The organism is Inquilinus limosus DSM 16000 (assembly GCF_000423185.1).
Taxonomy (GTDB): Bacteria; Pseudomonadota; Alphaproteobacteria; order DSM-16000; family Inquilinaceae; genus Inquilinus; species Inquilinus limosus.
In genome coordinates this window covers 586,787-609,027 of the sequence record NZ_AUHM01000002.1, presented here as the reverse complement: position 1 = coordinate 609,027, position 22,241 = coordinate 586,787, and the positions used below count along the sequence as shown (strand labels likewise).

Here is a 22,241-nt window from a genome sequence, read left to right as displayed (position 1 = left end):
CATCAAAGGCCGTTGGTATAACCATCGGCCGCCGACATCATCGACCCGGCGGAACGCTCCGCCGGGTCTTTTTGTCATATGATTTGATCGCCGTGCCGTTCCGTGGTGTAAGGAACGGCTCTATACCGCAGTGCAGCATTTGGGGGTCAGCGATGGACCTGCCAGCCACCCAGATCGCCATCGAGCCGCGCGGGCTCGACCGGGACTCGCTGAAGCGCGACATCCTGGAATGGCTGGTCTATGCCGTCGGGCGCGAGATCCATCGCGCCACCCGCCACGACTGGTTCGCCGCCACCGCGCTGGCGGTGCGCGACCGGCTGGTCGACCGCTGGATGGCGGCGCAGCACCGCGAGGAGGAGACCGACGGCAAGCGGGTCTACTATCTCAGCCTCGAGTTCCTGGTCGGCCGGCTGATGGCCAACGCCCTGACCAATCTCGGGATCTACGACACCTGCCGCGAGGCGCTGGCCGATTTCGGTGTCGATCTCGGCGCCGTGCTGGAGGTCGAGCCCGACGCCGCGCTCGGCAATGGCGGCCTCGGCCGCCTGGCCGCCTGCTTCCTCGACAGCATGGCCACGCTCGGCATCGCCGGCACCGGCTACGGCATCCGCTACGAATACGGGCTGTTCGAGCAGCAGTTCGACCGCGGCTGGCAGGTCGAATATCCCGAGGACTGGCTGAAATTCGGCAATCCGTGGGAGTTCGAGCGGCCGGAGGTCGCCTATCCGATCGACTTCTACGGCAAGGTCGAGCCGGGCGAGCCCGGGCCGGACGGCCGGCCCAGGGCGCGCTGGCACGGCAGCCAGCGGGTGCTCGCCGTCGCCTACGACACGCCGGTGGTCGGCTGGGGCGGCGACACCGTCAACACGCTGCGGCTGTGGTCGGCCAAGCCGGTGCGGGAGTTCGACCTCGCCCCCTTCAACTCCGGCGACTATATGAAGTCGGTCGAGGACAAGGTCCTGTCCGAGACGCTGTCGCGCGTGCTGTACCCCAACGACAACACGCCGGCGGGGCAGGAGTTGCGGCTGAAGCAGGAATACTTCTTCACCTCGGCCTCGCTGCAGGACGTGCTGCGCCGGCACCGGATGCATCACGACGGCTATGACGACCTGCCGGAGAAGGCGGCGCTGCAGCTGAACGACACCCATCCGGCGATCGCGGTGCCGGAGCTGATGCGCCTGCTGATCGACCGGCACCGGCTGGACTGGGACCGGGCTTGGAAGATCACCCGGGGCTGCATCAGCTACACCAACCACACGCTGATGCCGGAGGCGCTGGAGACCTGGCCGGTGGCCCTCCTGGAACGGGTGCTGCCGCGCCACCTGCAGATCGTCTACGAGATCAACGACCGCTTCCTGAAATCCTCGCGCGTGGTGGCGAAGGACCCGAGCCGACTGTCCAGCCTGTCGCTGATCCAGGAAGGGTGGGACCGGCGGGTGCGCATGGGGCCGCTGGCCTTCCTCGGCAGCCACCGGGTCAACGGCGTCTCGGCCTTGCATACCCAGCTGATGCGCGAGACGGTGTTCCGCGACCTGCATGAGGAATTCCCCGACCGCATCACCAACAAGACCAACGGCATCACCCCGCGCCGCTGGCTGGTGCAGGCCAACCCGAACCTGGCGCAGCTGATCCACAACATGATCGGCACCGGCTGGGAGGACGATCTGGAGCGGCTGTCGGCGCTGTCCGGCAAGATCGAGGACACCGCCTTCCGCGAGGCCTTCTGGGCGGTGAAGCGCCGCAACAAGGCCCTGCTGGCGCACCATATCGGCGAGATCGCCGACCTCCGCGTCTCCGGCGACGCGATGTTCGATGTCCAGGTCAAGCGCATCCACGAATACAAGCGCCAGCTGCTGAACATCCTGCATGCGGTGGCGCTGTGGCAGGAGATGCGCGACACCCCGGACGCGGCCTGGACGCCGCGGGTCAAGATCTTCGCCGGCAAGGCCGCCCCCGGCTACGCCATGGCCAAGCTGATCATCAAGCTGGCCAACGATGTCGCCAAGGTGATCAACGCCGACGCCGAGATCCGCGACCAGCTGAAGATGGTGTTCCTGCCGAACTACAACGTCACGCTGGCCGAGCGCATCATCCCCGCGGCCGACCTGTCGGAGCAGATCTCGACCGCCGGCATGGAGGCGTCGGGCACCGGCAACATGAAGTTCGCGCTGAACGGCGCGATCACCATCGGCACGCTCGACGGCGCCAATGTCGAGATCGCCGAGCGGGTGGGCGCGGACAACATCCTGATCTTCGGCCTGACCGCGGCCGAGGTGGCGGCGAAGCGGGCCCAGGGCTACGACCCGGCGGCGGTGATCGCGGCCGACCCGCGCCTGGCCCGCGCCGTGGCGGCGATCGAGGACGGCACCTTCTCGCCCGACGACCCGGGCCGGTTCCGGCAGATCACCGACGCGCTGCGGCACAGCGACTGGTTCCTGGTGGCGGCCGATTTCGCCGCCTATTGGGACGCCCAGGCCCGGGCCGCCGCGCTGTACCGCGACCGCGCCGCCTGGACCCGGATGGCGATCCGGAACACCGCCCATGTCGGCTGGTTCTCCTCCGACCGCACCGTGCGCGACTACGCCGAGGAGATCTGGGGCGTCTGGCCGCCCTTGGCCCGGGCCGCGGAGTGACGCCGCGGCGGGCCGGCCACCCTCCTCAACCCTTCACCGCCCCCAGCGTCAGGCCGCGCACTATGTAGCGCTGGGCGAACAAGGCCAGCAGCACCGGCGGGATCATCGCGATCAGCGCCCGGGTCGCCATGAACCAGAACTGCACGCCCCGGGTGTCGACCGCGCCGGCCATATGGGCGGGCATCATCTTGGTCTCGGTGATGCCGAGGGATGAGGAGAACAGGAACTCGTTCCAGGCGAAGGCGAAGATGATCATGGCGGTGGCCGCCACCGCCGGCGCCGCCAGCGGCAGCGCCACGCGCCAGAAGGCGCCCCAATGCGAGGCGCCGTCGACCAGCGCCGCCTCCTCCAGCTCGACCGGCAGGTCGAGGAAGGTCTGGCGCAGGATGACGACGACGAAGGGCAGGATGAAGGTCGCGTTGCACAGGATCAGCGCCGTCTTGCTGTCCAGCATGTCGAGCGACCGGAACACGAGGTAGAAGGGCAGCAGCGTCGCCACCGGCGGCAGCACGCGCTGCGACAGGAACCAGATGGTGATGTCGCTGTTGCTCCAGAACCTGAACCGGGCCAGGGCGTAGGCCGCCGGCAGGCCCAGCGCGAGGGCGAGCACCACGGCGCTGAGCGAGACGATCAGGCTGGTCCGCATCGCCCGCCAGCCCTCGGGCGTGCTCAGCTCCAGCGCGAAGTTGCGGAGCGTCGGCTGGAAATCGAGCCAGGGGACGCCGAGGCCGGCGACGGTGAAGGTGTCCGCCGGGTTGCGCAGCGCCGTCGAGATCGCCCAGTAGAGCGGGAAGAAGAACAGGATCGCGGCCGCGATCGCGACCAGCGACCAGATCGCGTCGGCCATGCCGCTGCGGCGGCCGATCGGTTTGACCCGGTCGATGGGCGCCTCGTGGATCGGTGCCGTGGCTTCAGGCGTAGACATTGCGCACCCGCTTGAAGAACAGGGTGACGACGGCCATCACCACGGCCAGGAGCGTCAGCGCCAGGGCCGAGGCGTAGCCGACGTCGAAGAAGCGCAGGCCCGTGCGGAAGGCGAGGTAGGAGACCGACTGCGTGGCGTTGCCGGGCCCGCCCACGGTCAGCGAGGCGACGACGTCGAACACCTTGATCGCCTCGGCCAGGCGCAGCAGCAGCACGATCACGATCACCGGCGTCATCAGCGGCAGCACCACCCCGGTCCAGATCCGGAGGCTGGAGCTGGTGTCCAGCCGCGCCGCCTCGATCAGGTCGTCGGGGATGGCCTGCAGCCCGGCCAGAAGGACCAGGAAGCAGAACGGCGTCCACTGCCAGATGTCGACGATCATCACCGACACCAGGGCCCAGCTCGGGTTCGACAGCCAGGGGATGCCGGTCCAGCCCAAGGGCCCGCCAGCCTCGTAGAAGATGGTGAAGAACAGGTACCCGGCCGCGACCGGCGTCGCGAAGATCGGCAGGATCATGATGGTGCGCAGCACGCCGCGGCCCGGGATGCTGCGGTTGAACAGGATGGCCAGCAGCAGGCCCAGCCCCATCTCGATGCCGACCGAGACGATCACGAAGATCGCGGTCACCCGCGCCGCCTCGCGCACCTGCGGGTCGGTGAAGACGCGGCCGAAATTGCCCAGCCCGGCGAAGGTCCAGGTGTTGAGCGTCTCGCGCTTGACCTCGGTCCGGGTGCGCGGCGTGCCGTCCGGCTTCAGCACCGGGTTGCCGCTGGCGTCCAGCCGCGGCACCTCGGTCCGGGTCATCACCGTCTCGGTCTTCACCGTGTGGAAGGCGGCGTAGACGGTGTAGAGCGTCGGAAAGATGGTGAACACCAGCACCCAGGCCACCGCCGGGGTCAGGAACAGCAGGCGGATTCGTCCGGTCCAGCGCATCGTGCCGTCTCGGCCCCCTTCCGGTCATGCGTCGGGCACGGATCGTGCCCGGCTTATTCTCCCTTCCAACCGATCGCCGCCTGGTAGTTCTTCAACTGCTGGTCGCGGCCGAGGCGGTCGGTGATCTGCTCCCAGGCCGCGGCCGTGTCGTCCAGCGCCTGCTGCGGCGTCTTCGATCCGCTCATCGCCGCCGACAGGTTGCTGTCCAGGGCGTCGTAATACTCCTGCGTGCCGGTGATCCGCAGATACGGCAGCGTGGTCTTGGCGTTGTAGGTCTCGTAATAGGCCTGCAGGTACTCCTTCACGTCCTGCTCGTCCCATTTCAGGCTGGATTCGGTGTAGTCGGTCAGCTTCGCCTCCCCGGTCGGCTCCAGCCATTGGTAGCTGTAGCCGGGATCGACGCCGTCCCAGCCGATCGTGGCCAGGAACTTCTGCGACGGCTTGATCGCCATCAGCGCCAAGAGGCTGTAGGCCGCCTCGGGATGCTGACCCAGCGACGACACCACGCCGTGCCACGACCCGCCGGTGTTGTTGCCGACCTGCCGCGGCCCCTCGGCCTTGACGAAGTCCTTCTTCTCCATGTCCCAGTAGGTGTCCGAGGCCGGCAGGACGGTGGAGCCGAGCTTGCCGCGGAGCTTCGACCGCTCCGGGTCCTGTGCCAGCGCGCCGACGTCGCCGTAGGAGAAGTTGAACACCGCCTTGCCGCGCAGGAAATAGTCCCACGCCTCGCCCAGGCTCCAGCTCACCTGGGCCGATGGGCCGTAGGAGGCCAGCTCCTTCAGGAACTCCAGCGCCCTGACGTGGCCGGGGCTGTTGATCAGCGGCTTCATGTCGACCGGGTCGAACCAGTAGACGTTGTGGGTCCGGTCCAGCGTCTCGCCCGGCGTCATGGCGAAGGAGGTGGCGAGGGTGGTGAAGTGGTACAGCCCCTGCTCACGCACCTTCAGGTGCAGGACGATGCCCGAATCCGGCTCCGGGTCGTTGCTGTCGAAGTTCTTGCCGTTGAAGTACTTGGCGATGTCGCGCACCTGCTGCGCCGTCTTCGGCGGCACCGGCATGTCGTAGCCGTACTCCGCCTTGAACGCCGTCTGGTGTTGCGGGTCGGTCAGCAGGTCGCGGCGGTAGTACAGGATCTGGCCGTCGACGTCGCTCGGCACGCCGTAGCCGGTGCCTTCCCAGGTGTAGATGGCGTGCACCGACGGCGGCATCACGCCGTAATCCCACTTGGGATACTCGCCGCTCTTGTTCCACTCATCGACCGGCAGGATGTACTTGCCGGCGATCAGGTCGCCGTAGAAGAAGGCGCCGACGATCATGGCGTCGTATTCGCCGGTGCCGTTGCGCAGGTCGAGGAAAGTCTTGGTGTAGAGCTCCGAGATCGGGGTCAGCGCGATGTTCAGCTTGGCGCCGGTCAGCTCCTCCCAGATCGGGCGGAACATGTAGAGCGGGCCGGAGATGCCGCCCTTGGGGCCGGAATCGAGGGTGAGGACCGTCACCGTCTCGCCCTCGAAGGGCTTCTGGCCGGGACCGAAGAGGGAGCCCAGCTCCTCCTTCGTCGTCTTGATCTCCATCCCGTATTCGGGATCGGATTTCAGGGTCACCGTCCCGTCGTCGTGCCAGGTGACGTGCGGCGTGTTCTGTGCGACGGCGGCGGCACCGCCCAGGACGATCAGCGCCGCCGACAGCAGCAGAGCCCTGCTGATGGCCATGGCTTTCCTCCCCCTGTGACATCGCCGGACCATGTCCGGTCAGCTTCGATCCTTGGATTCGCGCTCGACGCAATTCGCGTTCGTTATGTCAGGCGAAATCGTGCGATGCTTGCGCAAGGCTTGTCAAGCCGGCCGCCGGACGTATCGGTCTTGCACCGAGGCCTCTGGGCGGGAAGACTGCGCCCCATCCGAATCCGACCCCGGACAAGCCGCATGCGCGCCGCCCGCCTCCTGCTTTGCCTCGCCCTCGCCGTCCTGCTGCCCGGCGCTCTGCCGGCCGTCGCCCAGACGCAGGCCCCGGTACAGGCCGAGGCGCCGGCGGCCGGGGCCGGCATCGCCATGCACGGCCAGCCGAAGTATCCGCCGGGCTTCGACCATTTCGCCTATGCCAATCCGGATGCGCCGAAGGGCGGAGAGCTGCGCCAGGCCGTGATCGGCAGCTTCGACAGCCTGAACCCCTTCATCGTCGGCGGCCGGCGGGACCAGATCCTCTCCATCGTCCCGCCCTATCACTTCGCCCAGCTGATGGCGCGCAGCTATGACGAGCCGTTCAGCCTCTATCCCTATGTCGCCGACCGGGTCGAGATGCCGGACGACCGGCGGTCGATCACCTTCCACATCAACCCGAAGGCGGTGTTCCACGACGGCACGCCGATCACCGCCGACGACGTGATCTTCACGGCGCAGGCGCTGGGCACCAAGGGCCTGCCGACCTCCCGCGCCCTCTACGACCGGATCGCCTCGGTCGACCGGCTCGACGACCGCACCGTGCGCTTCACCTTCAAGGAGGAGGCGTCGCGCGAGGCGCCCCTGGTCGTGGCGCTGCAGCCGGTGCTCAGCAAGGCGTGGTACACGGCCCACCCCTTCGACCAGCCCAGCCTCGACATCCCGCTCGGCGCCGGGCCGTACAAGATCAGCCAGGTCGATCCGGGCCGCAGCATCGTGCTGGAGCGGGTCAAGGACTGGTGGGGCGCCGACCTGCCGGCGATGCGCGGTCAGCACAATTTCGACGTGATGCGCTACGACTTCTATCTCGACGACGATGTGGCGCTCGAGGCGTTCAAGGCCGGCGCCTACACGCTCCGGCGCGAATGGAACGCCGAGAAATGGGTCGGCGGCGCCTACGACTTCCCGGCGGCCCAGGACGGGCGCGTCACGCTGCTGACCCTGCCGCATTACCGGCCGGCCGGCATGATGGGCTTCGCCATGAACAGCCGGAAGCCGCTCTTCGCCGATCCGCGGGTGCGCAGGGCGATGATCCTGGCCTTCGACTTCGAATGGGTGAACAAGACCCTGCTGGGCGGCCAGTACAAGCGCGACGACAGCTTCTTCGCCAATTCGCCGCTGGCCGCCACCGACACGCCGAAGGGGGCGGAGCTGAAGCTGCTGGAGCCGTTCCGCGACCAGCTGCCGCCGCAGCTCTTCACCGAGCCCTACACCCTGCCGCCCAGCGACGGCAGCGGCCGCAACCGCGAGAACCTGCGGGCGGCGCAGGCCCTTCTGGCCGAAGCCGGCTGGACCATCCGGGACAATGTGCTGGTCGACGGCAGCGGCACCCCGTTCCGGTTCGAGATCCTGCTGCAGGACAAGACCTATCAGCGCATCGCGCTGGCCTATGCCGACCAACTGCGGCGGCTCGGCGTCGCCGCCTCGGTCCGGCTGGTCGACAGCGCCCAGTACCGCAACCGGACCGAGACCTACGACTTCGACATGCTGCTCAACAAATGGCTGGTGACGCTGTCGCCGGGGTCGGAGCAGATGGTCTACTGGGGCAGCCGGTCGGCCGATGCGCCCGGCACCCGCAACTATGCCGGGGTGAAGAGCGCGGCGGTGGACGAGCTGATCGAGGCCGTCACCAACGCCCGCAGCCAGGAGGAACTGGAGGCGGCCGTGCATGCCCTCGACCGGGTGCTGCTCTGGGGCAACTACGTGGTGCCGCTCTACTACCTCGACCGCGACTACATCGCCTATTGGGGCGATCTCGGCCGGGTCACCACGGTCAACCCGACCTACGGCACGGTGCTGGAGGCCTGGTGGGCCAATTCGAAGTAGCGGTTCCTAGCGGCTCCGCGGATCGGCGCAATTCTTCTCAATTGCTGGGAACATGGTCCGCGGCCGCGGGTTTTCCAGGCGCCGCTTCGGCTCGGTCCGCTGCGGCTCGTCTCAGAAGCCCAAGGAGCTTTTCGTGAAGCGCATTCTCTTCGCCGCCGCCATTGCCACCCTGGCGGCGTCGCCGGCTTTTGCCGGCTGCACCGATGATGCCCAGGCCCAGTCGCAGAAGGTCATGAGCCTGTCCCAGACCTTGGCCGGCAAGGCCACGGCCGCGAAGGACGAGCAGTGCTCGGCGATGAAGGAGGTCATGGCCGAGACCAGGAAGCTCAACGACCTGTACAAGACCTGCAAGGCCGAGCTGAACCTGACCGACGCCCAGATCCAGCAGATCGACCAGCAGGTGACTTCGGGCGATCAGGCCTACACCGCGCAGTGCGGCAGCTGATCGGACCATCCTCCCAGAGAAAAGCCCCGGCCGCCGGCCGGGGCTTTTTCGTGTCAGATCTCCCGCGTGAGCGCCGCCTGCAGGACCTCGATCCTGAGCGCGCTCGACAGGTTGCCCTCCGGGTCGCGGGCGGCGTCGACCTGTTCGACCAGCCGGTTGACCGGCACGCCGCGCGCGGCGGCCAGGCGGGTGAGGGCGTCCCAGAAGGCCGGCTCCAGCGACACGCTGGTGGCGTGGCCGGCGATGCTGACCGACCGCTTGCGGACGCCGCTCACCGCTGTCGATCAGGCGTGCGGGCCGACCATGGTCTCCGGCCGCACCCACTGGTCGAACTGCTCGGCGGTCAGGAGGCCGAGCGCGATCGCCGCCTGCTTCAGCGTGGTGTTCTCGGCATGCGCCTTCTTCGCCACCTTGGCGGCGTTGTCGTAGCCGATATGCGGGTTCAGCGCCGTCACCAGCATCAGCGATTCGTGCAGCAGCTGCTTGATCCGCTCGGTCCGGGCCTCGATGCCGACGACGCAGTTGTCGGTGAAGCTGCGGCAGGCATCGGCCAGGAGGCGGATCGACTGCAGCAGGTTGTAGATGATCACCGGCTTGAACACGTTCAGCTCGAAATGGCCGGTGGCGCCGGAGATGGTGATGGCGACGTGGTTGCCCATCACCTGGGCGCAGACCATGGTCATCGCCTCGGACTGGGTCGGGTTGACCTTGCCCGGCATGATCGAGGAGCCGGGCTCGTTCTCCGGCAGGTGGATCTCGCCGATGCCGCAGCGCGGGCCGGAGCCCAGCAGGCGGATGTCGTTGGCGATCTTCATCAGCGACGTGGCCAGCGTGTTCAGCACGCCCGAGGCCTCGACGCAGGCGTCATGCGCCGCCAGCGCCTCGAACTTGTTCGGCGCGGTCTTGAACGGGTAGCCGGTGATGCTGGCGACATGCGCCGCGAAGGCCTCGGCGAAGCCCTCCTTGGCGTTCAGCCCGGTGCCGACGGCGGTGCCGCCCTGGGCGAGGTCGAGCAGATGCGGCAGGCAGCCCTTCACCCGGGCGATGCCCAGCTCGATCTGCCGGGCGTAGCCGGAGAATTCCTGGCCCAGTGTCAGCGGCGTCGCGTCCTGCAGATGGGTGCGGCCGATCTTGACGATGTCCTTGAACTCAGTCGCCTTCTGGGCCAGGGCGCGGTGCAGGTGCTCCAGGCTCGGCAGCAGCTCGTGGCCGATCTGCTCGACCGCGGCGATGTGCATCACCGTCGGGAAGCTGTCGTTCGAGGACTGGCCGCGGTTGACGTGGTCGTTCGGATGCACCGGCTTCTTCGAGCCGATCTCGCCGCCCAGGATCTCGATCGCGCGGTTCGAGATCACCTCGTTGGCGTTCATGTTGGTCTGGGTGCCGGAGCCGGTCTGCCACACCACCAGCGGGAAATGGTCCGCCAGGGTGCCGTCGATCACCTCCTCGGCGGCGGCGACGATGGCGTTGCCGACCGTCGGGTCCAGCTCGCCCAGCGCGATGTTGGCCTGGGCCGCCGCCTTCTTCTGGATGCCCAGGGCCCGCACCAGCGGGGCCGGCATGCGCTCGCCGCCGATCTTGAAGTTCTGCAGGCTGCGCTGGGTCTGCGCCCCCCAATAGCGGTCGGCCGGCACCTCGACGGCGCCCAGGCTGTCGGTCTCGGTGCGGAATGCGGTTTCGGCGGCCATCGAACGGCTCCGGTTGCTGTCAGTTTTCGGCTGGCCGGCTTGCTAGCACGAAAGCGCCGGGGGCGGTAGGCTGGGCTGTCCCCGACGGTATCGATGTGTGGAGCAGGCCATGTCCGGGCATCATCACGACCACGATCACGACGACCACGACGGCAGCGCGCTGCCCGAGATCGCGCTGCGGGTGAAGGCGCTGGAATCGATCCTGGTCGAGAAGGGCTATGTCGACCCGGCGGCCCTCGACGTGCTGATCGAGACCTACGAGACCAAGGTCGGGCCGCGCAACGGTGCCCGGGTGGTGGCGAAGGCCTGGGCCGATCCGGCCTATCGCGAACGCCTCCTGGCCGACGCCAGCGCCGCGATCGCGGAGTTCGGCTTCGTCGGCCGCCAGGGCGAGCACATGGTGGCGGTCGAGAACACGCCCGACACGCACAACCTCGTCGTCTGCACCCTGTGCTCCTGCTACCCCTGGCCGGTGCTGGGCCTGCCGCCGGTCTGGTACAAATCGGCCCCGTACCGCTCGCGCGCGGTGATCGACCCGCGCGGCGTGCTGGCCGAATTCGGCGTCACCCTGCCGGAAGCGACCCGGATCCGGGTCTGGGATTCGACCGCCGAGACCCGCTACCTCGTGATCCCGATGCGCCCGGCCGACACCGAGGGCTGGGACGAGGACGCGCTGGCCGACCTCGTCACCCGCGACAGCATGATCGGCGCCGGGCTCGCCCGCGAACCGGGAGACGCACGATGAACGGCGCTCAGGACCTCGGCGGCATGATGGGCTTCGGCCCGGTGGTGCCGGAGCCGGAGGATGTCCGCTTCCATGCGGAATGGGAGAAGCGGGCGCTCGCCATCACCCTGGCGGCGGGTGCCCTGGGGCATTGGAATATCGACGCCGGCCGGCATGCGCGCGAGACGCTGCACCCGGCGGACTACCTGTCGTCCAGCTACTACGAGATCTGGACCAAGGGGCTGGAGAAGCTGCTGCAGGGCGCCGGGCTGGTCTCGGCGGAGGAACTGAAGGCCGGGCGCGCCATCGACCCGCCGGTCCCGGGCCAGAGGGTGCTGCGGGCCGACCAGGTCGCGGCGGTGCTGGCGCGCGGCACCAATTACGAGCGGCCGGCCGAGGCGCCGGCGCGCTTCGCCGTCGGCGACGCGGTGCGGACCCGCAACGAGCACCCCACCGGCCACACGAGGCTGCCGCGTTACGCCCGCGGCAAGGTGGGTGAGATCGAACGCGTGCACGGCGTCTTCGTGCTGCCCGACACCAACGCCCATGGCCGCGGCGAGAACCCGCAATGGCTCTACACCGTGCGCTTCACCGGACGGGAGCTGTGGGGCGAGGCGGCCGACCCGACCCTCACCGTCTCGATCGACGCCTGGGAGGGCTATCTTGAGCCGGCATGAGGTGGTGATCGACGCCCTGCGCGACGCAGCGCCGTTGCCGCGCGACGCCGACGGGCCGGTCTTCGCCGAACCCTGGCAGGCCCAGGCCTTCGCCATGGCGGTGGCGCTGCACCAGCGCGGCGTCTTCACTTGGCCGGAATGGGCGGCGGCGCTGGCGGATGAGATCGCCCGCGCCCGGGCCGCCGGCGATCCCGACGACGGCAGCCGCTACTACGAGCACTGGCTCGCCGCGCTCGAGCGGCTGGTGGCGGCCAAGGGCGTCGCCGATCCCGAAGCGCTGGGGCGGCGCAAGGCGGCCTGGGACCGCGCGGCCCGGGCGACGCCGCATGGCGCGCCGATCCTGCTGGAGAACGATCCGCTGTCTTCCGGTGGGTAGGTTGGGTTCGCGTTCGCGAACCCAACATGTCGATGGCGGGACCGGTGCTGGGTTCGCATTCGCGAACCCAGCCTACGATTGTCTTTCCTGGAGGACCCATGACCATTCAGCTGCACAACCCGGCCGGCGTCGCCGCGCCGTTCTCCCGCTACAGCCACGGCGCCTCGGCCCCGGCCGGGGCGAGCTGGCTGCACATCTCCGGCCAGGTCGGCGCCGGGCCCGACGGCGCCGTCCCCGACAACCCGGAGCGGCAGATGGAGCTGGCCTGGGACAATCTGTTCGCGGTGCTGGCAGATGCCGGCATGACCGTGACCGATCTGGTCAAGGTCGACGGCTTCATCACCCGGCCGGACCTGGTGCCGCTCTACCGCAGCGTGCGCGAGCGACGCCTGGCAGGGCACGCCACGGCCTCGACCCTGGTGATCGTCGCCGGCTTGGTGCTGCCCAGCCTGCTGGTGGAGATCCAGGCGGTCGCGGCCCGGTAGGCGTCATCCCTCCGGCAGCCCGGCGCGGCGCAGCCCGTCGAGATAGCGCCGCAGCAGGCCCGGCTCGAAATAGTGCAGCGCATCGGCCACGGTCGAGACGGTGATCCCGGGCCGGGAGGCCGTGAACTGCGCCAGCGCGCGGCGCGCGGCCTCAATCTGCCCGGCATGGGCGAGGAAGGTGGCGAGGTCGCGGAACATCCAGGTCGCCGCCGGCTTCTGGTGCAGGGCCCTTCGGGTCCAGCCGGCAGCCTCCTCGGGGCGGCCTTCGGCGAAGGCGGTGAGGCCCAGGCCGATGAAGCAGTTGAAGCTGAAGGGATCGAGGGGGCTGAGGCGGATCGCCCGCTCGAAGCAGGGGCGGCCCGCGCCCGGATCGCCGCGATAGACGTGCAGGAAGCCGCGGCGGGTCCAGGCCCAGGCGTGGTTCGGGTCGAGCGCCAGGGCGCGGTCGACGAACTGCTCCGCCCGGGCGACATCGCCGAACAGCAGCATGGTCGCCGTGGCCAGGGCGCTCAGCGCCGTGGCGTCGTCCTGGGCGCCTTCCGACGCCCGTTTGATCAGGCGGTCGCCCGCGGCCCGCTCGGCGGCGAAATCCGAGGCCCAGTTGTAGGTGACCTGCTGGCCATGCGCCCAGGCGGCGAGGGCCGCGGCGCGGCTGTAGCCCGGATCCAGCCGCAGCGCTTCGCCCAGCAGCCGGATCGCCTCGCTGTTTTCGGATTTCCGGTGGGCCCAGAGATGCGGCAGCGCCCGCAGCATCAGGTCGTAGGCGGCGAGGCTGTCCGGCCGCTTGCGCAGCGCCAGCGTGATCTCCGCCGCCCGGATCGACGGGTGCAGCGCCCCGGCGACGCCCTCGGCGATCCGGTCCTGCAGATCGAACATCTCGTCGACCGTCCCGTCGAAACGGCCGGACCAGAGATGCAGCGCGCTGGCCGCGTCGACCAGCTGGGCCGTGATCCGCACCCGGTCGCCGGATTTCCGCACGCTGCCCTCGAGCAGGTAGCGGACCTTGAGCGTGCGGGCGACCTCGCGCGGGTCCATCGGCCGCCCCGCGGCCCGATAGGCCTCGGCCGAATGGCGGGCGATCACGGTGAAGTCCCGGATGCGGGACAGCGTCGCGGTGATCTCCTCCACCGCGCCGTCGGCGAGAGCGGAGACGGCGGGATCGCCCGACAGGTTGTCGAAGGGCAGGACGACGATGGACGGCAGATCGTCCTCATCCAGCGCGCCGGCAGGCCCGGCCGGTTTCTCCGCATCTTCGATCGTCGCCCCTGGAGGTCCCCAGACCCAGACCTCCATCGGTTCGCCGATGTCCCGCAGCGTCTTCATGACCCGGACAAAGGGCGTCTGCAGCGCCCGGCCCAACTGCCAGCGCACGGAATGGGTGATGGCGATCCCGCCGGGCGGCGCCGCCTGCTGCAGGCGGACGACGAAGGCAACGGCGGCCCCGAAGCGGTCTTCCCCCTCGACGTAAACATCGGCCAGCGCAATGCCGGCGCGCACCAGGATCGGCCGTCCGGCCCGGCGCGCGTTGCGGGCCGCCATCGTCTCCTGGAAATCGACCGTCCAGGACACGGCGTCCTCGATGCTGGGGAACTCGATCAGCACGCCGTCGCCCATGGTCTTGAACACATGGCCGTTGCGGGCCTGCAGCGTCGCACCCAGCAGCTCGCGGCGGATGGAGGCCAGCGCCGCCAGCGTGGCGCGCTCATCCTCCTGCACCAGGCGGGTGAAGCCTGCCACGTCGAGGGAAACGATAACGGTCAGCCGGCGCTGGGCTCGCATGGGCAACGATCTTCGACGATTGCATCAGCTTGCGGCGCGCCTTGCGATCCTGCAATGCCGAAGGTCGGCCATGCCCGGCGCCGCGCTCATCCTTTCGGAGGGCGATAGCGGCGGGGCCGTGAATTCACCGTTATCCGGGTTCGTCCCGGCCCAAGACTGCGGCGAGGCGCCTCAGCCTTTCGGCACCAGCCGGTTCACATGGCCCATCTTGCGGCCGGGGCGTGGGGCGCCCTTGCCGTAGAGATGCAGCCTGGCGCCCGGCTCGGCCAGGAACTCCGGCCAGCGCAGCACGTCGTCGCCGATCAGGTTGTGCATCACCGCGTCGGAATGCCGCGCGGTCGACCCCAGCGGCAGGCCGCAGACGGCGCGGACCAGCTGCTCGAACTGGTCGCAGGCGCAGGCGTCCTGGGTCCAGTGGCCGGAATTGTGCGGCCGCGGCGCCAGTTCGTTGACCAGGAGGCCGCCGTCGCGCGCCTCGAACAGCTCCACGGCCAGGAGGCCGACCATGTCCAGCGCGGTGATCAGCGTCCGAGCGATCTCCTCCGCCTCGGCCGCACGCTCCGGCGCCAGGTCCGGGGCAGGGGCGATCGTCTCCGCCAGGATGTGGTCGCGGTGCCGGTTCTCGACCGCCGGGTAGCAGACCACCGACCCGTCGACACCGCGGGCGGCGATCACCGACAGCTCGCGGGCGAAGTCGACGAAGCCTTCGAGAATGGCGGGACGGCCGCCGAGCTTCTCCCAGGCCGCGGCGGCACCGGCGGGATCGCGGATCACCGCCTGACCCTTGCCGTCATAGCCCTCGCGCCGGGTCTTCAGCACCGACGGCGTGCCGATCGCAGCCACGGCCGCCGCCAGCTCCTCGGCCGAGCCGACGGCGCGCCAGGGCGCGGTGCCGATGCCGTGGCGGTTGCAGAAATCCTTCTCCGCCACCCGGTCCTGGCACACCGCCAGCCCGTCCGGCCCCGGCCGCACCGGCACACGGGCGGCCAGGTGCAGCACGGTCTCGTAGGGGATGTTCTCGAACTCGTAGGTGACGACGTCGACCTGCGCCGCAAAGGCGTCCAGCGCCGCATGGTCTGTGTAGGAGGACAGGGTCGACCGGTCGGTCACCTGGGCGCAGGGGCTGTCCAGGTCCGGGCACAGCACATGGGTGCGGTAGCCGAGGCGGGCGGCGGCGAGGGCGGTCATGCGGCCCAGCTGGCCGCCGCCCAGCATGCCGATGACGCTGCCGGGAGGAAGGGGGGAAACGGTGCTGGTCATTCGTCCTTCGGATGCTCGGCCACGGCCTCGGTCTGGCGCTTGCGCCAGGCGTCCAGCGCATCGGCGACGGCGGGGTCGCTCAGCGCCAGGATCGAGGCGGCCAGGAGCGCCGCGTTGATCGCCCCGGCCCGGCCGATGGCCAGGGTGCCGACCGGGACGCCACCCGGCATCTGCACGATCGACAGCAGGCTGTCCATGCCCTTCAGCGCCTTGCTCTCGACCGGCACGCCCAGCACCGGCAGCGGCGTCATCGCCGCCGCCATGCCGGGCAGGTGCGCGGCGCCGCCGGCGCCGGCGATGATCACCTTGACGCCGCGGCCCCGCGCCTCGCGGGCGAAGTCGTAGAGCCGCTCCGGCGTGCGGTGGGCGGAGACGATGCGAGTCTCATGGCCGATGCCCAGCAGCGACAGCGTCTCGGCGGCGTGGCGCATGGTCTCCCAGTCGGACTGGCTGCCCATGATGATCGCCACGGGCGGCGCGGCGGGTTCGGCCATCGGTCGGGATATCCTCGGGGCTGCGGGCGCTCAGGCAATGATGTCGGGCAAGAGCTTGCTCTCGATCATGGTGATCTGATCCTTGAGCAGCAGCTTGCGCTTCTTCAGGCGCTGGATCTGAAGCTGGTTGACGGGGCCGTCCGCGGTCAGCCGGTCGATGATCTCGTCGAGGTCGCGGTGCTCGACCCGCAATGCGGCCAGCTTCTCCTGCATCGACTCGATGTCGATCATTCCCTCCAACGACCTTTCCTGCGGATCCGGGTGCAGCGGTGCCCGATCATAGCAAAGGGAGTGGCCCGACCGGAACGCGTTTGACGCGGGGGTGGGGCGCATCCGGCTCTTACAGCACCGGCCGCTTCCCGGTACAAGAGGGAACCGCAACCGACAGGGAAACAAGGCACGGCATGGCGGGAGAGAAGCGCATCGGCATCCTGACCAGCGGCGGCGACTGCGCCGGGCTCAACGCGGTGATCCGGTCGGTGGTGTCCCGGGCCGACGGGCTGGGCTGGACCGTGATCGGGATCAAGGAGGGCACGTCGGGCCTGCTGGCCCGGCCGCTGCGCTACGAGGTGCTGACGCCCGACAAGATGACGACCGCGGTGATGCGCCAGGGCGGCACCATCCTCGGCACCACCAACAAGGGCGATCCCTTCGCCTTCCCGATGTCCGACGGCACGGTCAAGGACCGGTCGGTCGAGATCGTCAGCGGCTATCACGAGCTCGGCCTCGACGCGCTGATCGGCATCGGCGGCGACGGCAGCCACGCCATCCTGCGGCGCCTGGCCCAGCAGGGCGGGTTCAACTATGTCGGCATCCCGAAGACGATCGACAACGATGTCGGCCTGACCGAGGTCTCGGTCGGCTTCGACACCGCGGTGGCGGTGGCGACCGAGGCGCTGGACCGGCTGCAGCCGACCGCGGCCAGCCATGCCCGGGTGATGGTGCTGGAGGTGATGGGCCGTGATGCGGGCCACATCGCGCTGGCCGCCGGCATCGCCGGCGGCGCCGACGTGATCCTGATCCCGGAAATCCCGTTCTCGATCGACTCCGTCGCCCACAAGATCCGCGATGTTCGGCGGGCGAGCCGCAACTTTGCTCTCGTGGTGGTGTCGGAGGCGGTGAAGACCGCCGACGGCACCACCGTGCACAAGGAGTATCACGGCGGCGAGAAGCGGCTCGGCGGCATCGGCGACTACGTCGCCTCGAAGATCGCCGAGACCACGGGGGCGGAGACGCGGGTGACGGTGCTGGGCCATGTCCAGCGCGGCTCGATGCCCAGCTGGCGCGACCGGCTGATCGCCTCGGCCTTCGGCGCCCATGCGGTCGACCTGATCGCCGAGGGCAAGTTCGACCGCATGGTGGCCTGGTCCGACCGCCGCGTGATCGACGTGCCGCTGGAGGCCGCGATCGCCGAGTACCAGGACATCAAGCCGGACGACCCGCTGGTCAAGACCGCCCGGGCGCTGGGGATCTGCCTGGGGGATTGATTCCAGGCGTCAGCTTCTCGTGGCGATCGTCGCCGCGGCGCCGCCCATGCACAGCGCGGCCCCGCGGTTCAGCAGCCGCATGGCGCGGGGCGACTGCAGGGTCGTGCGCGTCCTGGCGCCGGCGACGGCGAAGGGGAACTGAACGGCGGCAAGGATCACCGCGGTGATCGCCAGCAGGGCGAGCGCGTCCATCACCGACACCGTGTCGATGTCGACCACGGTCGGCAGGATGGAGATGTAGAACAGGATCGATTTCGGGTTGCCGATGGTGACCAGGATGCCGGACAGGAAGGCGCCCTTGCCGCTCCGGGCCGGGCCTGCGCTGCCCTCTCCGACCGCTCCGCCCGCGCGCCAGAACTGGACCGCCAGCCAGCAGAGATAGCCGACGCCCGCCCATTTGATGGCGATCAGCAGGATGCTGAAGGTCTCCGCGATCACGGCCAGCCCGGCGAGGACGGTGGCCAGATAGAGGACGTCTCCCAGGACCATCCCGACCGTCATCCAGGCCGCCTGCCGGTACCCGCTCCTCAGCGCCTGGGCCACGATGGCGACGAGCTGCGGCCCGGGAATGACCGCGGCGATCGCCAGGGCGTCCGAATAGGCGATGAAACCCGATATCGTCATTCCCGTCTCGCTGTCTCTCTTTCGAATTTCAATCCAGCACCCGCGCCGGATCGCCGACCCGGATCTCGCCCGGCGTCTCGACCGTGCACAGGACGCCGAAATGGGTGCCGTTGCGCTTGGCGATGGCCATCAGCACCGCGGGATCGAGCGGCAGGTCGCCCTGGGCCAGGGTGGTGAAGGCGCAGCGCACGCAGGGCTCGGCGATGCGGATGCGCACATCGCCGACCACCGCTGTGCGGCCGATCCAGCCGGTCTCGGCGAAGCCTTCGGCGGCCGGCACATCGAGCACCAGGTTCGGCCGGAACCGGCGCTCGTCGATGGCGCTGCCCGGCAGGATCTCCCGCAAGGCCGCCAGCGATGCCGTCGTGACCAGATGGATCGGGTGGCGCTCGTAGCGCGGCTTCAGCGGCCCGGCGGTCGCCGTCTCCGCCGCGTCGGCGGCGTGCGGGCGCAGCGCCACCGGGAAGCCGAAATGGGCGGCCAGGGCGTCGCCGGCAGTCTCGGCCCGCAGGCTGCTTCCGTCCGGGAAATCGAGCCGCAGCCCGTCATCGGCGCTGCGGGCCCGGATCTGCGGCGCCGGCCGCCAGCGGCGCTTGGTCTCCGGGAAGGCGGTCTCGCCGCTGTCGCGGTCGGCCAGGCCCCAGGCCCGGTCGCCGGCCAGGCCGGTCGCATCGACGGCACAGGACTCCACCCGCTCGCCGCCGAGCGAGCTGACCGGATAGCGCCACAGCGCCGCGACCCGTCCCTCCATCGCATCCCCCTGCCGTTCCTCCCGGCATTATCGCGAATGCAGGGGCGTCCACAATGCCAGTCGCGGGCCGGCTACCGGTCCTGCCGGTGGATGTCGTGGGTGACCACGCCGATCTCCGGCGGCGGCCGGTCCAGCCGGCGCGGGTCGGCCAAAGTGCGGCGGATGTCGTCGAGGCCGCTCTGCCAGTGCTCGCGCATCGCGTCCAGGCCGAACTCGTAGTCCTTGGAATGGCCCTCATAGGCCTTCGACTGATAGATCAGGTGGACGATGTTGTAGGCGCGGTGGCAGGCCAACTCGGCGATCGCCTGCATCTCCGGATCCTGCTTCGCCTCCTCCGGCAGCCTCTCCATCACCCGCTGCAGCGCCTGGCGCATCTTCTGCATCTGCAGCATGTAGGTGGTGATGGCGCGGGTGCGGCTGGAATACTGGATGTCCTTCTGCCGGCTGGTGACCTCCATCAGGTCGTCCGGCAGCCGGCCCTTGGCCGACCACAGATCGACCTGGAAGGCCAGCGTGTCGCGCCGCGGCTCGGTCGACAGCACATAGGACAGGGGCGTGTTCGAGACCACGCCGCCGTCCCAGTAGAACTCGCCGTCGATCTCGATCGCCGGGAAGCCGGGCGGCAGGGCGCCGGAGGCCATGAAGTGCTCCGGCCCCAGCTTCCGCTCGGCCGTGTCGAAATAGACGAAGTTGCCGCTGCGGACATTGACCGCGCCGACGCTGACCCGGATCTCGCCGGAGTTCAGCCGGTCGAAATCGACCAGCCGCAGCAGCGTGTCGCGCAGCGGGGTGGTGTCGTAGAAGCTGGTGGCGGCGTCCCCGGCGAAGGGCGAGAGATAAGGCGGCGGGAAGCGCGGCTTGAAGAAGCCGGGCTGGCCCTGGAACAGCGCCCGCATCGCCGCCGCGGCGTTGTGCACCGACCGCATGTCGAAGGCGAAGGGCAGCGCCTCCGCCAGGCCTTCGCTCGCCGGCCACTCGACCGGGGCGGCGCAGATCGTCTCCCAGAACTCGCGCAGCCGGTCCACCCGCTCGGCTTCCGGCGAGCCGGCGATGATCGCGGTGTTGAGCGCGCCGATCGAGATGCCGGCCAGCCAGCCCGGCCGGATGCCGGCCTCGTGCAGCCCCTCATAGACCCCGGCCTGGTAGGCGCCGAGCGCACCGCCGCCCTGCAGCACCAGGGCGACGACATCGTAGGGCGGCACCTCGACCCGTCCAGGGGCGCTGCGCGCCTGCTTGCGTTTCACGCCACGCATCGCGTGTCTCCCTTCCGGCGCTCAGGCGAGGTAGTCGTGCACGACGGTGCCGAGACCGAGCGTCAGGTCGGCGACCAGATGCTTGGCCGACAGCACCTCCAGCACCGGCAGCTCGGCGATCGGGGCCAGGGCGTGCGGGTACAGGTCCAGCGCCGCCGGGCCGGTCCAGGCGCCCTTTACCGTGACGTCCTCGAGATGGTAGCGCACCAGCTCGCAGATCCGCGGGCTGCCGTCGACATGCGGGATGATCTTCAGGAGGAAGTTCGGCGCACCCAGCCCACGGGCCTCCGCCGCCAAGTCCAGGGTGCGGTGCTTGTAGCCCATGGTGCCGGTGGCGATGCGGATCGAGCCGTAGTTCAGCGTGCCGACCAGCGTGTCGGTCTCGACCGCCAGCGTCGGCTGCGCCAGCTTCTTCGGGAAACCCCACAGCTCGCGCCCGCCGGCGATCGGCGGATGGTCGTTCAGGAACATTTGGTGGGTGTAGCCGCCCATCTGCCCCTGGTAGCGCACCGGGATCACCTGGCCGCTCTCGGTGTAGTCGCCGAAGCCGGTCGAATCCGGCATGCGGATGAACTCGTAGTTCACCACCGGCTCGACGATCTCCAGCGGTTCCGGCACCACCCGGCGCAGCGCTTCGGGGTCGGTGCGGTAGCGGATGATGAAGTACTGCCGGTCGACGAAGCGGTAGGGGCCCGGCGGGAAGGCCGGGCTGGTCAGCGGCATGGCGAAGGCGGTCCGCCGCACGGTCTCGCGATCCATCACGCTGCATCCTCGCTGTTGTGCGCTGCACAAAGGTGAACCGAGCGGAGCGGTGCGGGAAGGCGGAAACCGTGCCGTTAAGGAAATTTCATGTCCGGCGCAGGACCGTTCGGGCCGGGCGACCGATTGTCTCGGCCCGGAAACAGGAATAGATGCCGCGTTGACTTGCAGCGGCCACCGGGGCGTAACATATCCGAAAAAGGAGGGGCTGAACCAACGTCCAGCTTTCAACAGAGGAGCGAGAGATGGCTGTTGCAGAGCGTATCGAAGCGCTTCGGACAAAGCACGCCGCCCTGGATCGCAGTCTGGAAGAGGCGATCCACCGCCCCCAACCCGACGAGCTCGAGATCGTACGGCTGAAAAAGGAAAAGCTGAGACTCAAGGATGAGATGGCGCGGCTGGGCCACGCCTGACGGGGAGATCACGGTTCACCGAAACACAAGGGGCGGCGCCGGGGGGTGCCGCCCTTTTTGCTCTCGGCCTCCCGAGTCGCGCCTCAGTCCTCCTGGGCTTCCTCGGTCTCTTCGTCGAAGCTGACCGTCGGGGCCGGGACCGCGCCCGGCGGCAGGTTGGCGCGGGCCTTGGTCAGGGCCGAATCCAGCTCCGCGTAGGAGCAAAGACCCAGCATCACCGGGCTGCGCGGCTTCAGGTTCGGCGAGTTCCAATGGGTCTTGTCGCGGATCGCCTGGATGGTCGGCTTGGTGGTGCCGATCAGCTTGCAGATCTGGGCGTCCGACAGCTCCGGATGCTCCTTCAGCAGATAGGCGATGGCGTCCGGCTTGTCGCCGCGCTTGGTCACCGGGGTGTAGCGCGGGCCCTTGGCGCGGACGACGGGCTGCGGGATGTCCGAGATCGCCATCCGCAGACGGGCGTTCGGATCGGCCTGGCAGCGGTCGATCTCGGCCTGGGTCAGCTGGCCGTTGACGATCGGGTCCAGCCCGACCATGCCGATCGCGACCTCGCCGTCGGCGATCGCCCGCACCTCCAGCTCGTGCAGGCCGCAGAAGGCGGCGATCTGCTCGAAGCTCAGCGACGTGTTCTCGACGAGCCAGACGGCAGTCGCCTTCGGCATCAGCGGTTGCTTGTTCATCCTTCTCGGTCTCCTCTGCGCAAAGCGATCCCGCCGCGACCGGCCGGAGGGGCCGGCCTGTCCTCTCGCACTCGCGCTTAAGGGAGGGGAGCGGGG

Annotated in this window: 23 protein-coding genes; 9 read left to right on the top strand and 14 right to left on the bottom strand. The window is 69.3% G+C overall.

From position 1 onward, the window contains the following. The first annotated feature begins 152 nt into the window (after positions 1-152). Positions 153-2,633 (top strand): glycogen/starch/alpha-glucan phosphorylase, encoded by a 2,481-nt coding sequence (locus tag G537_RS0106880; protein WP_026869478.1) that lies wholly within the window; start codon positions 153-155, stop codon positions 2,631-2,633. A gap of 25 nt (positions 2,634-2,658) precedes the next feature. On the opposite strand, the gene G537_RS0106875 is transcribed toward G537_RS0106880, so the two are convergent. The 3 genes from G537_RS0106875 to G537_RS36795 are packed head-to-tail and all read right to left on the bottom strand — an operon-like array spanning position 2,659 to position 6,201. Then, positions 2,659-3,558 carry a carbohydrate ABC transporter permease gene (locus tag G537_RS0106875; RefSeq protein WP_211230306.1) on the bottom strand — a complete coding sequence of 300 codons (900 nt, stop codon included), beginning with the start codon at positions 3,556-3,558 and terminating at the stop codon, positions 2,659-2,661. Then, positions 3,545-4,492: a carbohydrate ABC transporter permease gene (locus G537_RS0106870; protein WP_026869476.1), complete on the bottom strand. Its 948-nt coding sequence runs from the start codon at positions 4,490-4,492 to the stop codon at positions 3,545-3,547. The genes G537_RS0106875 and G537_RS0106870 overlap by 14 nt, the downstream gene beginning before the upstream one ends. A gap of 53 nt (positions 4,493-4,545) precedes the next feature. Next, the gene (locus G537_RS36795; protein WP_026869475.1) at positions 4,546-6,201 is read right to left on the bottom strand and encodes an extracellular solute-binding protein; all 1,656 of its coding nucleotides are present in this window, start codon (positions 6,199-6,201) and stop codon (positions 4,546-4,548) included. A gap of 213 nt (positions 6,202-6,414) precedes the next feature. Here G537_RS36795 and G537_RS0106860 point away from each other — a divergent pair, with 213 nt between their 5' ends. Beyond that, the gene (locus G537_RS0106860; RefSeq protein WP_034850749.1) at positions 6,415-8,253 is read left to right on the top strand and encodes an extracellular solute-binding protein; all 1,839 of its coding nucleotides are present in this window, start codon (positions 6,415-6,417) and stop codon (positions 8,251-8,253) included. Between the two features lie 133 nt (positions 8,254-8,386). Continuing rightward, positions 8,387-8,698, top strand: coding sequence for a hypothetical protein (locus G537_RS0106855; protein WP_155888529.1), 312 nt, complete (start codon positions 8,387-8,389; stop codon positions 8,696-8,698). A gap of 53 nt (positions 8,699-8,751) precedes the next feature. Here G537_RS0106855 and G537_RS0106850 read toward each other — a convergent pair whose 3' ends face one another. Then, positions 8,752-8,973 (bottom strand): ribbon-helix-helix domain-containing protein, encoded by a 222-nt coding sequence (locus G537_RS0106850; protein ID WP_026869472.1) that lies wholly within the window; start codon positions 8,971-8,973, stop codon positions 8,752-8,754. Between the two features lie 9 nt (positions 8,974-8,982). Beyond that, positions 8,983-10,386, bottom strand: coding sequence for a class II fumarate hydratase (gene fumC, locus G537_RS0106845; RefSeq protein WP_026869471.1), 1,404 nt, complete (start codon positions 10,384-10,386; stop codon positions 8,983-8,985). Positions 10,387-10,495: 109 nt separating this feature from the next. Between fumC and nthA the strand changes: the two genes are divergently transcribed. From nthA to G537_RS0106825, 4 genes are all read left to right on the top strand, one after another. Then, positions 10,496-11,131: a nitrile hydratase subunit alpha gene (gene nthA, locus G537_RS0106840; protein WP_026869470.1), complete on the top strand. Its 636-nt coding sequence runs from the start codon at positions 10,496-10,498 to the stop codon at positions 11,129-11,131. Next, complete coding sequence (gene nthB, locus G537_RS0106835; protein WP_026869469.1) at positions 11,128-11,787, top strand: nitrile hydratase subunit beta; 660 nt, start codon at positions 11,128-11,130, stop codon at positions 11,785-11,787. The genes nthA and nthB overlap by 4 nt, the downstream gene beginning before the upstream one ends. Then, positions 11,774-12,163: a nitrile hydratase accessory protein gene (locus tag G537_RS0106830; RefSeq protein WP_081688631.1), complete on the top strand. Its 390-nt coding sequence runs from the start codon at positions 11,774-11,776 to the stop codon at positions 12,161-12,163. The genes nthB and G537_RS0106830 overlap by 14 nt, the downstream gene beginning before the upstream one ends. 98 nt (positions 12,164-12,261) lie before the next feature. Beyond that, positions 12,262-12,648 carry a RidA family protein gene (locus G537_RS0106825; protein WP_034850746.1) on the top strand — a complete coding sequence of 129 codons (387 nt, stop codon included), beginning with the start codon at positions 12,262-12,264 and terminating at the stop codon, positions 12,646-12,648. Positions 12,649-12,651: 3 nt separating this feature from the next. On the opposite strand, the gene G537_RS0106820 is transcribed toward G537_RS0106825, so the two are convergent. The 4 genes from G537_RS0106820 to G537_RS0106805 form a co-directional block, all read right to left on the bottom strand. Next, positions 12,652-14,427, bottom strand: coding sequence for an adenylate/guanylate cyclase domain-containing protein (locus tag G537_RS0106820; RefSeq protein WP_026869466.1), 1,776 nt, complete (start codon positions 14,425-14,427; stop codon positions 12,652-12,654). 171 nt (positions 14,428-14,598) lie between these two features. Continuing rightward, the gene (locus G537_RS0106815; RefSeq protein WP_026869465.1) at positions 14,599-15,687 is read right to left on the bottom strand and encodes a 5-(carboxyamino)imidazole ribonucleotide synthase; all 1,089 of its coding nucleotides are present in this window, start codon (positions 15,685-15,687) and stop codon (positions 14,599-14,601) included. Further along, entirely contained in the window at positions 15,684-16,181 is a 498-nt protein-coding gene (gene purE, locus G537_RS0106810; RefSeq protein WP_026869464.1) for a 5-(carboxyamino)imidazole ribonucleotide mutase, read from the bottom strand. The genes G537_RS0106815 and purE overlap by 4 nt, the downstream gene beginning before the upstream one ends. A gap of 30 nt (positions 16,182-16,211) precedes the next feature. After that, on the bottom strand, positions 16,212-16,412 hold the full coding sequence (locus G537_RS0106805; RefSeq protein ID WP_026869463.1) for a YdcH family protein: 201 nt from the start codon (positions 16,410-16,412) through the stop codon (positions 16,212-16,214). A gap of 173 nt (positions 16,413-16,585) precedes the next feature. On the opposite strand from G537_RS0106805, the gene G537_RS0106800 reads away from it, so the two are divergent. Beyond that, entirely contained in the window at positions 16,586-17,668 is a 1,083-nt protein-coding gene (locus G537_RS0106800) for an ATP-dependent 6-phosphofructokinase (RefSeq protein ID WP_026869462.1), read from the top strand. Positions 17,669-17,677: 9 nt separating this feature from the next. On the opposite strand, the gene G537_RS0106795 is transcribed toward G537_RS0106800, so the two are convergent. From G537_RS0106795 to G537_RS0106780, 4 genes are all read right to left on the bottom strand, one after another. After that, a complete protein-coding gene (locus G537_RS0106795; protein ID WP_026869461.1) occupies positions 17,678-18,292 on the bottom strand; it encodes a LysE family translocator in 615 nt (204 codons plus the stop codon). Between the two features lie 28 nt (positions 18,293-18,320). Further along, positions 18,321-19,043 (bottom strand): MOSC domain-containing protein, encoded by a 723-nt coding sequence (locus G537_RS0106790; protein ID WP_026869460.1) that lies wholly within the window; start codon positions 19,041-19,043, stop codon positions 18,321-18,323. A 71-nt stretch (positions 19,044-19,114) separates the two neighbouring features. Beyond that, entirely contained in the window at positions 19,115-20,296 is a 1,182-nt protein-coding gene (locus tag G537_RS0106785) for a DUF3734 domain-containing protein (protein WP_034850744.1), read from the bottom strand. Between the two features lie 21 nt (positions 20,297-20,317). After that, positions 20,318-21,055, bottom strand: a complete 738-nt coding sequence (locus tag G537_RS0106780; protein WP_026869458.1) for an acetoacetate decarboxylase — start codon at positions 21,053-21,055, stop codon at positions 20,318-20,320. A 245-nt stretch (positions 21,056-21,300) separates the two neighbouring features. Here G537_RS0106780 and G537_RS42885 point away from each other — a divergent pair, with 245 nt between their 5' ends. After that, entirely contained in the window at positions 21,301-21,468 is a 168-nt protein-coding gene (locus tag G537_RS42885) for a YdcH family protein (RefSeq protein WP_081688629.1), read from the top strand. 83 nt (positions 21,469-21,551) lie between these two features. On the opposite strand, the gene G537_RS36790 is transcribed toward G537_RS42885, so the two are convergent. After that, complete coding sequence (locus G537_RS36790) at positions 21,552-22,145, bottom strand: DUF1013 domain-containing protein (RefSeq protein ID WP_051248039.1); 594 nt, start codon at positions 22,143-22,145, stop codon at positions 21,552-21,554. Between the last annotated feature and the right edge of the window lie 96 nt (positions 22,146-22,241).

What these genes read in the sequence shown, in the direction of transcription:
- G537_RS0106880 (WP_026869478.1), top strand. Translation starts at nt 153, where the DNA reads ATGGACCTGCCAGCCACCCAGATCGCCATCGAGCCGCGCGGGCTCGAC.
- G537_RS0106875 (WP_211230306.1), bottom strand. Translation starts at nt 3,558, where the DNA reads ATGTCTACGCCTGAAGCCACGGCACCGATCCACGAGGCGCCCATCGAC.
- G537_RS0106870 (WP_026869476.1), bottom strand. Translation starts at nt 4,492, where the DNA reads ATGCGCTGGACCGGACGAATCCGCCTGCTGTTCCTGACCCCGGCGGTG.
- G537_RS36795 (WP_026869475.1), bottom strand. Translation starts at nt 6,201, where the DNA reads ATGGCCATCAGCAGGGCTCTGCTGCTGTCGGCGGCGCTGATCGTCCTG.
- G537_RS0106860 (WP_034850749.1), top strand. Translation starts at nt 6,415, where the DNA reads ATGCGCGCCGCCCGCCTCCTGCTTTGCCTCGCCCTCGCCGTCCTGCTG.
- fumC (WP_026869471.1), bottom strand. Translation starts at nt 10,386, where the DNA reads ATGGCCGCCGAAACCGCATTCCGCACCGAGACCGACAGCCTGGGCGCC.
- nthA (WP_026869470.1), top strand. Translation starts at nt 10,496, where the DNA reads ATGTCCGGGCATCATCACGACCACGATCACGACGACCACGACGGCAGC.
- nthB (WP_026869469.1), top strand. Translation starts at nt 11,128, where the DNA reads ATGAACGGCGCTCAGGACCTCGGCGGCATGATGGGCTTCGGCCCGGTG.
- G537_RS0106825 (WP_034850746.1), top strand. Translation starts at nt 12,262, where the DNA reads ATGACCATTCAGCTGCACAACCCGGCCGGCGTCGCCGCGCCGTTCTCC.
- G537_RS0106820 (WP_026869466.1), bottom strand. Translation starts at nt 14,427, where the DNA reads ATGCGAGCCCAGCGCCGGCTGACCGTTATCGTTTCCCTCGACGTGGCA.
- G537_RS0106815 (WP_026869465.1), bottom strand. Translation starts at nt 15,687, where the DNA reads ATGACCAGCACCGTTTCCCCCCTTCCTCCCGGCAGCGTCATCGGCATG.
- purE (WP_026869464.1), bottom strand. Translation starts at nt 16,181, where the DNA reads ATGGCCGAACCCGCCGCGCCGCCCGTGGCGATCATCATGGGCAGCCAG.
- G537_RS0106805 (WP_026869463.1), bottom strand. Translation starts at nt 16,412, where the DNA reads ATGATCGACATCGAGTCGATGCAGGAGAAGCTGGCCGCATTGCGGGTC.
- G537_RS0106800 (WP_026869462.1), top strand. Translation starts at nt 16,586, where the DNA reads ATGGCGGGAGAGAAGCGCATCGGCATCCTGACCAGCGGCGGCGACTGC.
- G537_RS0106795 (WP_026869461.1), bottom strand. Translation starts at nt 18,292, where the DNA reads ATGACGATATCGGGTTTCATCGCCTATTCGGACGCCCTGGCGATCGCC.
- G537_RS0106790 (WP_026869460.1), bottom strand. Translation starts at nt 19,043, where the DNA reads ATGGAGGGACGGGTCGCGGCGCTGTGGCGCTATCCGGTCAGCTCGCTC.
- G537_RS0106785 (WP_034850744.1), bottom strand. Translation starts at nt 20,296, where the DNA reads ATGCGTGGCGTGAAACGCAAGCAGGCGCGCAGCGCCCCTGGACGGGTC.
- G537_RS0106780 (WP_026869458.1), bottom strand. Translation starts at nt 21,055, where the DNA reads ATGGATCGCGAGACCGTGCGGCGGACCGCCTTCGCCATGCCGCTGACC.
- G537_RS42885 (WP_081688629.1), top strand. Translation starts at nt 21,301, where the DNA reads ATGGCTGTTGCAGAGCGTATCGAAGCGCTTCGGACAAAGCACGCCGCC.
- G537_RS36790 (WP_051248039.1), bottom strand. Translation starts at nt 22,145, where the DNA reads ATGAACAAGCAACCGCTGATGCCGAAGGCGACTGCCGTCTGGCTCGTC.